This is a genomic window from Rhizobium sp. NRK18 (assembly GCF_024385575.1).
Taxonomy (GTDB): Bacteria; Pseudomonadota; Alphaproteobacteria; order Rhizobiales; family Rhizobiaceae; genus JANFMV01.
This window is the reverse complement of the sequence record NZ_JANFMV010000001.1, coordinates 2,522,019-2,535,255: the sequence shown is the minus strand read 5'-3', so window position 1 is coordinate 2,535,255 and position 13,237 is coordinate 2,522,019. Positions and strand designations below refer to the sequence as shown.

Here is a 13,237-nt window from a genome sequence, read left to right as displayed (position 1 = left end):
GACCTCCCCGGCCCGGGGGAAGACAAAAAGGCACCATCATGGGTCTGCAGGCTCTTTTTTTCTATCTCTTCGCCTTCGTCGCAGTCGCGTCGGCGTTCATGGTCATCTCGGCACGGAACCCGGTTCACTCGGTTCTGTTCCTGATCCTGACCTTCGTTAATGCGGCGGGGCTGTTCCTGCTCACCGGCGCCGAATTCCTGGCGATGATCCTGCTGGTCGTTTATGTCGGCGCCGTGGCGGTCCTCTTCCTTTTCGTCGTGATGATGCTCGATATCGATTTTGCCGAGCTGCGCTCCGGCATCATGGAATATGCGCCGGTCGGCGCTCTGGTCGGCCTGATCCTGGCTGCCGAGCTGATCATCGTGGTCGGCGGTTCGATGATCTCGCCGACGATCGCCCAGTCGCCCGCGGTTCCGATCCCTGCGCTGACAGAGCGGACCAACACCGCCGCCCTCGGCGACATCCTCTACACCAATTACGTTTTCTTCTTTGAAATCGCTGGCCTTGTGCTTCTCGTTGCGATGATCGGCGCCATCGTCCTGACGCTGCGTCATCGCCAGCATATCAAGCGCCAGAACATCTCGGCCCAGGTCGCCCGCACGCCCGAGACCGCCGTTCAGGTGGTCAAGGTCAAGCCGGGGCAGGGTATCTGAGCTGAGAAGCGCGAGGCACAAGGAATATTCATATGGAAATCGGACTTTCCCACTATCTGACGGTCAGCGCCATCCTCTTCACGCTTGGCGTCTTCGGTATCTTCCTCAACCGGAAGAACGTCATCGTCATCCTGATGTCGGTTGAGCTCATCCTGCTCGCCGTCAACATCAACATGGTCGCCTTCTCGCACTTCCTGAACGACATGGTCGGCCAGGTCTTCGCCCTGTTCATCCTGACGGTGGCGGCGGCGGAAGCGGCGATCGGACTTGCAATTCTGGTTGTCTTCTACCGAAACCGCGGCTCGATCGCCGTGGAAGACGTCAACATGATGAAGGGCTGATAAGGCTATGATGTATAAGGCTATCGTCTTTCTTCCGCTGATCGGCTTCCTGATCGCAGGCCTCGGCGGCCGCTCGATCGGCGCAAAGGCGTCCGAATATGTGACCACCGGCCTGATGGTCCTCGTTGCCATCCTCTCCTGGATCGCCTTCTTCACGGTCGCTCTCGGCCATGTCGACGAGCCGATCAAGGTCGAGGTCTTCCGCTGGATCCAGTCCGGCGCGATCGATGTCACCTGGGCCTTCCGGGTCGACACGCTGACGGCCGTCATGTTCGTCGTCGTCAACACCGTCTCCTGCCTGGTGCACCTCTACTCGATCGGCTACATGCACCACGATCCGCACCGTCCGCGTTTCTTCGCCTACCTGTCGCTGTTCACCTTCGCGATGCTGATGCTGATCACCTCCGACAACCTGCTGCAGATGTTCTTCGGCTGGGAAGGCGTGGGTCTGGCCTCGTACCTGCTGATCGGCTTCTGGTTCAAGAAGCCGTCGGCGAGTGCCGCCGCAATGAAGGCCTTCATCGTCAACCGCGTTGGCGACTTCGGCTTCATCCTCGGCATCTCGGGTGTCTTCGTGCTGTTCGGCTCGATCAACTTCGACACGATCTTCGCAGGCGCCGCCGGCTTCACGCCGGAAGAGGCAGCCAAGTCGACCGACGTCGTCCTCACCCTGTTCGGCATGCATCTCGATAAGGCGCACGCGCTGACCGGCGTCTGCCTGCTGCTCTTCATGGGTGCGATGGGCAAGTCGGCGCAGTTCCTGCTGCACACCTGGCTGCCGGACGCCATGGAAGGCCCGACCCCGGTTTCGGCCCTCATTCACGCCGCCACCATGGTCACCGCCGGCGTCTTCCTCGTCGCGCGCATGTCGCCGCTGTTCGAACTGTCGCCCGATGCGCTGACCGTCGTCACCATCATCGGCTCGATCACCGCATTCTTCGCGGCGACCGTCGGCCTCGTGCAGAACGACATCAAGCGCGTCATCGCCTATTCGACCTGTTCGCAGCTCGGCTACATGTTCGCGGCGCTCGGCGTCGGAGCCTATGGCGCGGCCATCTTCCACCTGTTCACGCACGCCTTCTTCAAGGCGCTCCTGTTCCTTGGTGCCGGCTCGGTCATCCACGCCGTGTCCGACGAGCAGGACATGCGCAACATGGGTGGTCTGAGGAAGCATATTCCTTGGACGTTCACGGCGATGACCATCGGCACGGTCGCACTGACCGGTCTCGGCATTCCCGGCACACTTGCAGGCACCGCTGGCTTCTTCTCCAAGGACGCGATCATCGAGACGACCTATGTTTCGAACAATCCGGCCGCCGGCTTCGCCTTCGGCATGCTGGTCATCGCAGCCCTCTTCACCAGCTTCTATTCCTGGCGTCTGGTATTCATGACCTTCTTCGGCAAGCCGCGCGCTTCCGCTGACGTCATGCACCATGTTCATGAATCGCCGATGGTGATGCTGCTGCCGCTGGCGATCCTGTCGCTCGGCGCTCTCTTTGCCGGCCTCATCTTCCACGGTGCCTTCTACGGTGAAGGTTATGCCGAGTTCTGGAAGGGTGCGCTCTTCACGTTGCCGGAAAACGAGATCCTCGAGCTGCACGAGCATGTGCCGGTCTGGGTGCACCTCGCACCGTTCACCGCCATGGCCGTCGGCTTCCTCGTAGCCTGGTGGATGTACATCAAGTCGCCTGAGCTGCCGGGCAAGCTCGCTGCCCAGCACCACGTCCTCTACCAGTTCCTTCTGAACAAGTGGTACTTCGACGAGCTCTACGACATCCTGTTCGTACGCTCCGCCAAGGCGCTTGGCCGGTTCCTCTGGAAGAAGGGCGATGTCGCCGTGATCGACCATTACGGTCCGAACGGTGTCGCCGCCCGCGTCGTCGACGTGACCAACCGCGTCGTGCGCCTGCAGACCGGTTACCTCTATCACTATGCGTTCGCGATGCTGATCGGTGTCGCCGCCCTCGTTACCTGGATGATGCTCGGGAGTTCCTTCTGATGACCGATTGGCCCATTCTCTCAACGGTCACCTTCCTGCCGCTCGTCGGCGTGGCGCTGCTGCTGCTGACCAACGAGAACAGCACCTACGGACGCCGCAACATCCTCAATGTTGCGCTGCTGACGACCGTCTTCACCTTCGCGCTCTCGCTCTTCATCTGGGCCGGGTTCGACAATGCCAATCCCGGTTTCCAGATGGTCGAGAAACACGACTGGCTGAACACCGGCATTGCCTACCATGTCGGCGTCGACGGGATCTCGATGCTGTTCGTCATCCTGACCACCTTCCTCATGCCGTTCTGCGTGCTGGCAAGCTGGGTCGCGGTCGAGAAGCGCATCAAGTCCTACATGATCGCGTTCCTGATCCTCGAAACGCTGATGATCGGGGTCTTCACCTCGCTGGATATCGTGCTGTTCTACGTCTTCTTCGAAGGCGGCCTCATTCCGATGTTCATCATCATCGGCGTCTGGGGTGGCAAGGATCGCGTCTATGCGAGCTACAAGTTCTTCCTCTACACGCTGCTCGGCTCGGTGCTGATGCTGCTCGCCATCATGGCGATGTACTGGCAGGCCGGCACGACGGACATCACCGAACTGCTCGCCTACAACTTCCCCGCCGGCATGCAGAAGTGGCTATGGCTGGCCTTCTTCGCCTCGTTCGCGGTCAAGATGCCGATGTGGCCGGTCCACACCTGGCTTCCCGACGCGCACGTTCAGGCGCCGACGGCCGGTTCGGTCATCCTGGCCGGCATTCTCCTGAAGCTCGGCGGCTACGGCATGCTGCGCTTCATGCTGCCGATGTTCCCGCTGGCCTCCGATGCGTTCGCGCCTTTCGTCTTCGCGCTGTCCGTCATCGCCATCATCTACACCTCGTTGGTGGCGATGATGCAGGAAGACATGAAGAAGCTGATCGCCTATTCGTCGGTCGCCCACATGGGTTACGTGACCATGGGTATCTTCGCCGCCAACGTTCAGGGCGTGCAGGGCTCCATCTTCCAGATGATCTCGCACGGCTTCGTCTCCGGCGCGCTCTTCCTCTGCGTCGGCGTCATCTATGACCGCATGCACACCCGCGAGATCGCGGCCTATGGCGGCCTCGTCAACAACATGCCGAAATATGCCGTCGCCTTCATGATCTTCACGATGGCCAACGTCGGTCTGCCCGGCACCTCCGGCTTCATCGGCGAGTTCCTGACGCTGATCGGCGTGTTCCAGGCAAACTCCATGGTGGCCCTGTTTGCCGCCACCGGCGTGATCCTCTCGGCAGCCTACGCACTCTGGCTTTATCGCCGGGTCATCTTCGGTGCGCTGGAGAAGGAGAGCCTGAAGGCGCTTCTCGATCTCTCGCCGCGCGAACAGATGATCCTCTATCCGCTGATCGCGGTCACCATCTTCTTCGGCGTCTATCCGGCTCCGATCTTCGATGCGACGGCGGCTTCGGTCGATCTGCTGGTAAATCACTATTCCGCAGCCCTGCAGGCGGCGCATAATCTTGCGCTTGCGGTGAACTGACGACAGGACCCTTGGAAATGACCGCTGAAACACTAATCGCGAGCCTGCAAATCACCACGCCGGAACTGATCCTGGCCGTGGGGGCTCTGGTTCTCCTGATGATCGGCGTTTTCTCGGGCGAGCGCTCGGGTCTGACCGTCACCGGACTGGCGGTGGCGCTTCTGATCGCCGCCGGCCTGTGGATCGTCCTCGTACCCGCCGACGGCCAGGCCTTCGGCGGCGCCTATATCGCCGACCCGTTCTCCCGCTTCATGAAGGTGCTGGCGTTGATCGGCGCGGTGACCGCCATGATCATGTCCGTCGGCCACGCCCGCTCCGAACATCTCGACCGCTTCGAGTTTCCGGTGCTTCTGGTGCTGGCGACGCTCGGCATGCTGCTCTTGATCTCGGCCAACAACCTGATCTCCTTCTACCTGTCGCTGGAATTGCAGTCGCTGGCGCTCTACGTCGTCGCCGCCATCAACCGCGACAGCCTGCGCTCGACGGAAGCCGGCCTGAAGTATTTCGTGCTCGGTGCCCTGTCTTCCGGCATGCTGCTTTACGGCATGTCGCTGGTCTACGGCTTCACCGGCCACACCGGCTTCGACGGCATCGCCCAGGCGCTGACGGCCGAAACCCGCTCGCTCGGCCTCGTCTTCGGCCTGGTCTTCATCCTCGCCGGCATGTCCTTCAAGATCTCGGCCGTGCCGTTCCACATGTGGACGCCGGACGTCTATGAAGGCGCACCGACTCCGGTCACCGCCTTTTTCGCCGCCGCGCCGAAGATCGCCGCCATGGCCATCTTCATCCGCATCGCCGTCACCGCCTTCGATCCGGTCGTCAAGGACTGGCAGCAGGTCGTGGTGTTCATCTCGATCGCCTCGATGGTGCTCGGCGCCTTCGCCGCGATCGGCCAGAAGAACATCAAGCGCCTGATGGCCTATTCGTCGATCGGCCACATGGGCTACGCGCTGGTCGGTCTCGCTGCAGGCTCCAAGACCGGCGTTACCGGCGTCATCCTCTACATGAGCATCTACATGGTCATGACGCTCGGCACCTTCGCCTGCATCATGGCGATGCGCCGCAAGGAAGAGGGCAATGTCGAGAACATCGACGATCTCGCCGGCCTGTCTTCGACCAACCCCTTCATGGCCGTCGTGCTGACCGCGCTGATGTTCTCGCTTGCCGGCATTCCGCCGCTCGCCGGCTTCTTCGGTAAGTACTTCGTCTTCGTCGCCGCCATCGAAGCCAAGCTCTATGCGCTGGCCGTCATCGGTGTGCTCGCCTCGGTCGTCGGTGCCTACTACTACCTGCGCATCGTCAAGCTAATGTGGTTCGATCAGCCGAAGGGCGAGTTCACCCGCGTCGCCGGTGAGTTGCGCCTGGTGTTTGGCCTGGCCGGTCTCTTCGTCGCCGGCTACGTGCTGATTGGCGGACCGCTCGGTGCCGCCGCCGAAGCTGCTGCAGCGTCGTTCTTCTGATATGACGGATAGAAATGCGTGGCGGATGTCGATCGACGACTTCCGCCACGAATCGTTTTCGGAACTGGATTCCACCAATACGGCCTGCATGGAGCGGGGCAGGGCCGGCGATCCGGGCAACCTCTGGATCACGGCCGGACGGCAACTCGGCGGCAAGGCCCGCCGCGGCCGCTCCTGGGTGTCCGAGCGCGGCAACCTCTACGCCTCGCTGCTTCTCGTCGATCCGGCCCCGGTCACCAAGCTCGCATCCCTGCCGCTCGCCGTCTCTCTGGCCGTCCATGATGCCGTGCGCAAGGTCATGCCTCCGGGGAGCGAAGCGGTCGAGATCAAATGGCCGAACGATATCCTGATCGGACGCAAGAAGACCTGCGGCATCCTGCTTGAGGGCGGCGCCTTACCCGAGGGCCGCCACGCCGTGGTCATCGGCATCGGCATCAACATCGTCACCAAGCCGGACAACGTTCCCTATGATGCGACCTGCCTCGCCGAACATGGCGCGGCCGTTTCGCCGGATGAATTGTTCGCCCATCTCTTCGCCACCATGGTGGACGCGCTCAATCTGTGGGATAAGGGTCGTGGTGTCCGTGCCGTGGTGAAACGCTGGCGCGAGAATGCCTGCGGGATTGGGGAGAGGATCCGTGTCAATCTGCCGGATCGCTCGTTGACCGGGCGGTTCCTCGACATTGACGACAACGGCCTGCTTCTGCTGCAGACGGACGACGGCGCGGGAATTCCCATTGCTGCCGGCGACGTTTTTTTTGAATGATTGGAAAAATTTAGAGAATGGCAAAGAAAGACGAACTGGTGTTTCTGCCGCTGGGCGGTGTTGGCGAGATCGGTATGAACCTCGCCCTCTACGGCTTTGGCCCTCCGGACCATCGCGAATGGATCATGGTGGATTGCGGCGTCACCTTTCCCGGACCGGACCTGCCCGGCGTCGATCTCGTGCTGCCCGACATCCGCTTCATCGCGGAACAGCGCAAGAACCTGAAGGCGATCTTCATCACCCACGCGCATGAGGACCATTACGGTGGCCTCAACGAGCTGTGGCCAGGCCTCAACGTGCCGGTCTACGCGTCCGGCTTCACCGCCGGCATGCTGGAAGCCAAGCGCGATTACGAAGGCGATCGCCGCGAGATTCCCATCTCGCCCTTCAAGGCCGGCGATCGCGTCACTGCGGGGTCGTTCAGCGTCGAGGGTGTGTCGGTCAACCACTCCATTCCGGAGCCGATGTCGCTCGTGATCCGCACCCCGCTCGGCAATCTGATCCATACCGGTGACTGGAAGATCGACCATCATCCCTCGCTTGGTCCGCTGACCGACGAGGCGCGCTTCCGCGCGATCGGAGATGAGGGCGTGCTGGCGATGATGTGCGACAGCACCAACGCCATGCGCGATGGCATTTCGCCGTCCGAGGAGGAAGTCTCCGAAGGGCTGCGCAAGGTCATCGAAAGCGCCGAGGGCAGGGTGGCGATCACCACCTTCTCGTCGAATGTCGGCCGTATCCGCTCGATCGCGCAGGCCGCCGAGGCCGCCGGTCGCGAAGTGCTGCTGCTCGGAAGCTCGCTGAAGCGCGTCGTCAATGTCGCGACCGATATCGGCCTGATGGAAGGCGTCAAGCCGTTCATCGCCGAAGACGAGTTCGGCTATATCCCGCGCGACAAGGTCGTGGTGATCCTGACCGGCAGCCAGGGCGAGCCGCGCGCCGCTCTCGCCAAGATATCGCGCGATGAGATGCGTCACGTGGCGTTTGCCGCCGGCGACACGGTCGTCTTTTCCTCCCGCGCCATTCCCGGCAACGAGAAGGAAATCAACAATATCAAGAACGGCCTGATCGAGCAGGGTCTGCACATCGTCACCGATGCCGAGGCGCTGGTGCATGTCTCCGGCCATCCCCGCCGGAACGAGCTGAAGCAGATGTACGAGTGGGTGCGCCCGCAGATCCTCGTTCCCGTTCACGGCGAAGCTGCGCATCTGACGGCCCAGGCCGAGCTCGCCGCCCAGTCCGGCATCGCGCAGGTGCCGAAGGTGCGCAACGGCGACATGCTGCGTCTGGCGCCGGGGCCGGCCGAAGTCATCGACCAGGTTGCCCACGGACGTCTGTTCAAGGACGGCAAGCTGCTCGGCGACATGGACGAGATGGGGATCTCCGAGCGCAAGAAGCTCTCCTATGTCGGCCACGTCGCTGTCAGCATCCTCATCGACAGCCGCTACGAGATCATCGGCGATCCGGATATCGTGCCGCACGGCCTGCCGGAATATGACGATGAAGGCGAGGACATGGACGATACGCTGTTCGACGCGGTGGTCGGCGCGGTGGAAAGCATTCCGCGGGCAAAGCGCAAGGACATGGAAATGGTGCGCGAAGCCGTGCGCCGCGCCGTGCGCTCGACCATGAACCAGAGTTGGGGCAAGAAGCCCGTCGTGACCGTGTTCCTGAACAAGGTCTGAGGCAAGGGCAGGGGGAGGTTCGCATGCTGGGCAGGGTCAATCACATCGCCATCGCCGTGCCGGACCTCGCTGCGGCGACCGCGTCCTATCGAGACACGCTCGGAGCCGTGGTTTCGGCTCCGCAGTCGCTTCCCGAACACGGCGTCACTGTCGTGTTCGTCGAACTGCCCAACACCAAGGTCGAATTGCTGGAGCCGCTTGGCGAAGGCTCGCCCATTGCGCCCTTTCTGGAAAAGAATCCGGCGGGCGGCATGCACCACATCTGCTACGAGGTCACCGACATTCTGGCTGCTCGCGACCAGTTGAAGGCGAGCGGGGCCCGGGTTCTCGGCGATGGCACGCCCAAGACCGGCGCCCATGGCAAGCCGGTCCTCTTCCTGCATCCCAAGGATTTCTTCGGCACACTGATCGAACTCGAGCAGGTGTGACAACAGGGCGCTGTGCGCACCTTTGAAACCCGACTGCCGTCAGGCTATAAGGCGGCAAATGGAGGAGACTTTTCGTGCCCTGGTTTTCCATCTTTGCGGTCTATTTCATCATCTGGTGGCTGACGTTGTTCATCGTTCTGCCGATCGGCATGCGCAGCCAGGCGGAGGAAAACGACGTGACGCTGGGAACCGTCGAAAGCGCGCCGGCGCATTTTCGCTTCTGGCGGGTGATGCTGATGACGACGGTGGTCGCCGCGTTCATCAACGCGGTATGGTGGATCGCTTCCAGCTATTTCGGGATCAGCATCGACTCCATCCCGCGTTTCGTCCCGGTTTTTGACGAGAGCATCGGTCGCTGATCGGCGTTGGAAGGCGGAGCCTGAACGAGGGCAAAAAAAAACAAGGCCGAAGCCTTGTTTTCAAGTGTCGCGTGACCTGTTTCCGTTTCCGGGGCTGCGAACGAGCGCGCCGAGATCAAAATCCTCCCAAGACTTTAACCGCGAGATGGCAAAGAATTTAACCTCTCTGCCTGTTTTGTGGGCTGACACTAGCCAAAACTTTAGGCTTTGTCATCCGGTTTTTTGCAATTTTGTTACAGTTCTGGACTTTTTTTGGTATTGACAAAATCGTGACCGGCGATCTCGCAAGTTAATCTTGGCAGTTGACGATTTTAGTCGCCGGCTTGCTGTAAGCCCTTGATTACATTGACTGTGGTTTTGCCGTTTTTGAAACGTTTCATTGTCGCCATGTCTGTTTGCGTGTCTTCGGTGGACGTCGAAGGGGTGGTCGTGAGCCCGTGCGCGGGGCCGCAATGACAGCTTCGTGACAGGTGGATATGCGTGGTGCGCCGCCCGTTGATTGCGCCGGACGCATAGCCGGGCCTGAACCACGTGAAATCCCGCTGGCTGACGTTGGTCGCCGGGTTTCATTCTTGCCCCGAAGCGGCTATGAAAGCGCCAAATTTGTAGCTCAAATGCGCGATTCCCGAAGCGTTCGGGAAAAGCATTGTTTTGGAACCTGAAGCCCATGCGTCTGTCCCGCTATTTTCTGCCAATCCTCAAGGAAAATCCCAAGGAGGCCGAAATCGTCTCCCATCGCCTGATGCTGCGCACCGGCATGATCCGCCAGCAGTCGCAGGGCATCTATTCCTGGCTGCCGATGGGCAAGCGCGTGCTCGACAAGGTGAACGCGATCATCCGCGAGGAGCAGAACCGCTCGGGCGCGATCGAACTCCTGATGCCGACGCTGCAGTCGGCCGAGCTCTGGCAGGAAAGCGGTCGTTACGACGACTACGGCAAGGAAATGCTGCGCATCAAGGATCGTCAGGATCGTCCGATGCTCTATGGTCCCACCAACGAGGAGATGGTCACCGACATCTTCCGCTCGTCGGTCAAGTCCTACAAGAGCCTGCCGCTCAACCTCTACCACATCCAGTGGAAGGTGCGTGACGAGATCCGCCCGCGCTTCGGCACCATGCGTTCGCGCGAATTCCTGATGAAGGACGCCTATTCCTTCGACCTGACCAAGGAAGGCGCGATCCAGTCCTATAACAAGATGTTCGCGGCCTATCTGCGCACCTTCGATCGCCTCGGTCTGCGCGCCATTCCGATGCGCGCCGACACCGGTCCGATCGGCGGCAACCACAGCCACGAATTCATCATCCTGGCCGATACCGGCGAATCCGAAGTGTTCTGCCACAAGGATTTCGTCGACTTCGACATTCCGTCCGCCGATACCGATTTCAATGATGCCGAAGGCCTGCAAGCGATCTTCGACAAGTGGACCTCGGTCTATGCGGCGACATCGGAAATGCACGACGAGGCAGCATTCGACGCCATCCCCGAAGGCGACCGTCTGTCGGCCCGCGGCATCGAAGTCGGCCACATCTTCTATTTCGGCACGAAGTATTCCGAGCCGATGGGCGCAAAGGTGCAGGGACCGGACGGCAAGGAACACCTTGTCCACATGGGCTCCTACGGTATCGGCCCGTCGCGCCTTGTTCCCGCCATCATTGAAGCCTCGCATGACGACAATGGAATCATCTGGCCGGCCTCCGTCGCGCCGTTCGATGCCGTGCTCATCAACATGAAGCCCGGCGACGAACTCTGCGATACAGCCTGCGATAAGCTTTATCAGGCATTGTCGAATGCCGGTAAGGACGTGCTCTACGACGATACCGACGAGCGCGCCGGCACCAAGTTCGCAACGGCGGATCTGATCGGTGTGCCGGTGCAGGTGATTGCCGGCCCGCGCGCCCTTGCCAATGGTGAGGTCGAGCTGAAGGACCGCAAGACCGGCGCCCGCGAAACCATGACCGTGGAAGCGGCGCTGAACAAGATACTGGGCTGAAGGCCGCCTCCGGCCTTTTGGGAGTTGTCTGAATGACGAGCATGACGGCCGAAGAAACCTCGACCGAAGCCGCCGGCAAGGGAAATGCCAACCGTCCGTTCTCCGCGTTCGAGCGGATGGTCGCATGGCGTTATCTGCGGGCCCGCCGCAAGGAAGCCTATATCTCGGTGATCGCCGGCTTTTCCTTCATCGGGATCATGCTGGGTGTCGCCACCCTCATCATCGTCATGGCGGTGATGAACGGCTTCCGCACGGAGCTGATCTCGAAAATCCTCGGCCTCAACGGTCACATGATCGTCCAGCCGATCGACCAACCACTGTCGGACTATGTCGACCTCGCCAAGAAGTTCGAGGCGGTCGACGGCGTCAAGATGGCCCTGCCGCTGGTGGAAGGCGAGACGCTGGCCTCCGGCAAGCAGGGGGCGGGCACCGGTGCGCTGGTGCGCGGCATCAGCGCCGACGATCTCTCCAAGCTCAAATCCGTTTCCGACAACATCAAGTCGGGCGACATGGTGTCCTTTGCCGCCGGCGATGGCGTACTCATCGGCTCGCGCTTGGCCCAGCAACTGGGCCTCTTCGTCGGCGACAGCATCACGCTGATCTCGCCGGAAGGCGACGTGACGCCGATGGGGGTGACCCCGCGGGTGAAGACCTACAAGGTGACCGGCATCTTCGAGATCGGCATGTCGGAGTATGATTCCTCGATCATCTTCATGCCGCTGAAGGAAGCGCAGCTCTATTTCAACGCCGAAGGCCTGGTCCAGTCGATCGAGATCTTCGTCGACAATCCCGACGACGTCGGCGATCTGCGGCCGAAGATTGAGGAGGCGGCCGGCCGTCAGGTGTTCATTACCGACTGGCGCCAGCGCAACCAGACCTTCTTCTCCGCCCTGCAGGTGGAGCGCAACGTGATGTTCATGATCCTGACCCTGATCGTCATCGTCGCCGCGCTCAACATCATCTCCGGCCTCATCATGCTGGTGAAGGACAAGGGCCATGACATTGCCATCCTGCGCACCATGGGTGCCACGTCCGGGGCGGTGATGCGCATCTTCTTCATGACGGGGGCGGCGATCGGCACCGTCGGCACGTTTGCCGGCGTCGTGCTCGGCGTCATCGTCTGTCTCAACATCGAATCGATCCGCCAGTTCTTCTCCTGGGTGTCCGGCACCGTTCTCTTCGATCCGGAGCTCTATTTCCTGAGCAAGCTGCCGGCCGATATGAGCGCAGGCGAGACGATCGCCGTCGTCGTCATGGCGCTGGCGCTCTCCTTCCTGGCGACGATCTTCCCGGCCTGGCGCGCATCCCGGCTCGATCCGGTTCAGGCGCTGCGCTACGAATAAGGACACGCTTTCCTCCATGAACAACGACACCGCATTGCGCCTCGAGGGCATTTCCCGCAGCTATGGGCAGGGCGACGCCGTTCTGTCGATCCTGAAGAACGTCGATTTTTCGCTGAAGCGTGGCGAGACGGTCGCGCTGGTCGCGCCGTCGGGCACCGGCAAGTCGACGCTCTTGCAGATCGCCGGCCTGCTCGAACATCCCGACGAGGGCGACATCACCATCAACGGCGTCTCCTGCGCCCACATGTCGGATGACCGGCGCACCGCGGTTCGCCGCAGCGACATCGGCTTCGTCTACCAGTTCCACCATCTGCTGCCGGAATTCTCGGCGCTGGAAAACATCATGATGCCGCAGCTGATCGCCGGCCTTGACAAGAAGGAGGCGGCCGAACGCGCCAGCCAGCTTCTCGACTACATGCGCATCGGCCATCGCGGCTCGCACCGCCCGGCGGAGCTTTCGGGCGGCGAGCAGCAGCGCGTGGCGATCGCCCGTGCGGTTGCCAATGCGCCGATCGTGCTTCTCGCCGATGAGCCGACCGGCAACCTCGACCCGGAAACCGCCCACTACGTCTTCGACGCGCTGGAAGCGCTTGTCCGCCAGTCCGGCCTTGCCGCGATGATCGCCACCCACAATCACGACATCGCCGCCCGCATGGACCGATGCGTGACGATCGAGGCCGGGCAGATCAAGGAACTCTGAGG

General features: G+C 61.6%; 12 protein-coding genes. All 12 read left to right on the top strand.

Features of this window, described 5'->3' with window-relative positions; translation table 11 throughout:
- Positions 1–38: 38 nt before the first annotated feature.
- The 12 genes from NN662_RS11900 to NN662_RS11845 all read left to right on the top strand — a co-directional run bounded on the left by NN662_RS11900 (position 39) and on the right by NN662_RS11845 (position 13,235).
- A complete protein-coding gene (locus NN662_RS11900) occupies positions 39–653 on the top strand; it encodes an NADH-quinone oxidoreductase subunit J (RefSeq protein WP_261930462.1) in 615 nt (204 codons plus the stop codon).
- Positions 654–685: 32 nt separating this feature from the next.
- Complete coding sequence (nuoK, locus tag NN662_RS11895) at positions 686–994, top strand: NADH-quinone oxidoreductase subunit NuoK (protein ID WP_261930461.1); 309 nt, start codon at positions 686–688, stop codon at positions 992–994.
- A 7-nt stretch (positions 995–1,001) separates the two neighbouring features.
- Positions 1,002–2,993: an NADH-quinone oxidoreductase subunit L gene (gene nuoL, locus NN662_RS11890; RefSeq protein WP_261930460.1), complete on the top strand. Its 1,992-nt coding sequence runs from the start codon at positions 1,002–1,004 to the stop codon at positions 2,991–2,993.
- Positions 2,993–4,504: an NADH-quinone oxidoreductase subunit M gene (locus NN662_RS11885; RefSeq protein ID WP_261930459.1), complete on the top strand. Its 1,512-nt coding sequence runs from the start codon at positions 2,993–2,995 to the stop codon at positions 4,502–4,504. Before nuoL ends, NN662_RS11885 begins: the two co-directional genes overlap by 1 nt.
- Before the next feature lie 17 nt (positions 4,505–4,521).
- Positions 4,522–5,964 (top strand): NADH-quinone oxidoreductase subunit NuoN, encoded by a 1,443-nt coding sequence (nuoN, locus tag NN662_RS11880; protein WP_261930458.1) that lies wholly within the window; start codon positions 4,522–4,524, stop codon positions 5,962–5,964.
- A gap of 1 nt (position 5,965) precedes the next feature.
- Positions 5,966–6,730, top strand: coding sequence for a biotin--[acetyl-CoA-carboxylase] ligase (locus NN662_RS11875; protein ID WP_261930457.1), 765 nt, complete (start codon positions 5,966–5,968; stop codon positions 6,728–6,730).
- Positions 6,731–6,747: 17 nt separating this feature from the next.
- Positions 6,748–8,415: a ribonuclease J gene (locus NN662_RS11870; RefSeq protein ID WP_261930456.1), complete on the top strand. Its 1,668-nt coding sequence runs from the start codon at positions 6,748–6,750 to the stop codon at positions 8,413–8,415.
- Positions 8,416–8,438: 23 nt separating this feature from the next.
- Entirely contained in the window at positions 8,439–8,843 is a 405-nt protein-coding gene (gene mce, locus NN662_RS11865) for a methylmalonyl-CoA epimerase (protein ID WP_261930455.1), read from the top strand.
- 74 nt (positions 8,844–8,917) lie between these two features.
- On the top strand, positions 8,918–9,202 hold the full coding sequence (locus tag NN662_RS11860; RefSeq protein ID WP_261930454.1) for a DUF1467 family protein: 285 nt from the start codon (positions 8,918–8,920) through the stop codon (positions 9,200–9,202).
- Between the two features lie 667 nt (positions 9,203–9,869).
- Positions 9,870–11,192 carry a proline--tRNA ligase gene (gene proS, locus NN662_RS11855; RefSeq protein ID WP_261930453.1) on the top strand — a complete coding sequence of 441 codons (1,323 nt, stop codon included), beginning with the start codon at positions 9,870–9,872 and terminating at the stop codon, positions 11,190–11,192.
- 41 nt (positions 11,193–11,233) lie between these two features.
- On the top strand, positions 11,234–12,535 hold the full coding sequence (locus NN662_RS11850) for a lipoprotein-releasing ABC transporter permease subunit (RefSeq protein WP_261931952.1): 1,302 nt from the start codon (positions 11,234–11,236) through the stop codon (positions 12,533–12,535).
- Between the two features lie 16 nt (positions 12,536–12,551).
- Positions 12,552–13,235, top strand: coding sequence for an ABC transporter ATP-binding protein (locus NN662_RS11845; protein WP_261930452.1), 684 nt, complete (start codon positions 12,552–12,554; stop codon positions 13,233–13,235).
- The last annotated feature ends 2 nt before the right edge of the window (positions 13,236–13,237 follow it).

Bases quoted from the DNA above. Each gene is read 5' to 3' on its own strand.
- nuoN (WP_261930458.1), top strand. From the start codon at position 4,522: ATGACCGCTGAAACACTAATCGCGAGCCTGCAAATCACCACGCCGGAA.
- NN662_RS11850 (WP_261931952.1), top strand. From the start codon at position 11,234: ATGACGGCCGAAGAAACCTCGACCGAAGCCGCCGGCAAGGGAAATGCC.
- nuoL (WP_261930460.1), top strand. From the start codon at position 1,002: ATGATGTATAAGGCTATCGTCTTTCTTCCGCTGATCGGCTTCCTGATC.
- NN662_RS11845 (WP_261930452.1), top strand. From the start codon at position 12,552: ATGAACAACGACACCGCATTGCGCCTCGAGGGCATTTCCCGCAGCTAT.
- NN662_RS11900 (WP_261930462.1), top strand. From the start codon at position 39: ATGGGTCTGCAGGCTCTTTTTTTCTATCTCTTCGCCTTCGTCGCAGTC.
- NN662_RS11870 (WP_261930456.1), top strand. From the start codon at position 6,748: ATGGCAAAGAAAGACGAACTGGTGTTTCTGCCGCTGGGCGGTGTTGGC.
- NN662_RS11885 (WP_261930459.1), top strand. From the start codon at position 2,993: ATGACCGATTGGCCCATTCTCTCAACGGTCACCTTCCTGCCGCTCGTC.
- NN662_RS11875 (WP_261930457.1), top strand. From the start codon at position 5,966: ATGACGGATAGAAATGCGTGGCGGATGTCGATCGACGACTTCCGCCAC.
- mce (WP_261930455.1), top strand. From the start codon at position 8,439: ATGCTGGGCAGGGTCAATCACATCGCCATCGCCGTGCCGGACCTCGCT.
- proS (WP_261930453.1), top strand. From the start codon at position 9,870: ATGCGTCTGTCCCGCTATTTTCTGCCAATCCTCAAGGAAAATCCCAAG.
- nuoK (WP_261930461.1), top strand. From the start codon at position 686: ATGGAAATCGGACTTTCCCACTATCTGACGGTCAGCGCCATCCTCTTC.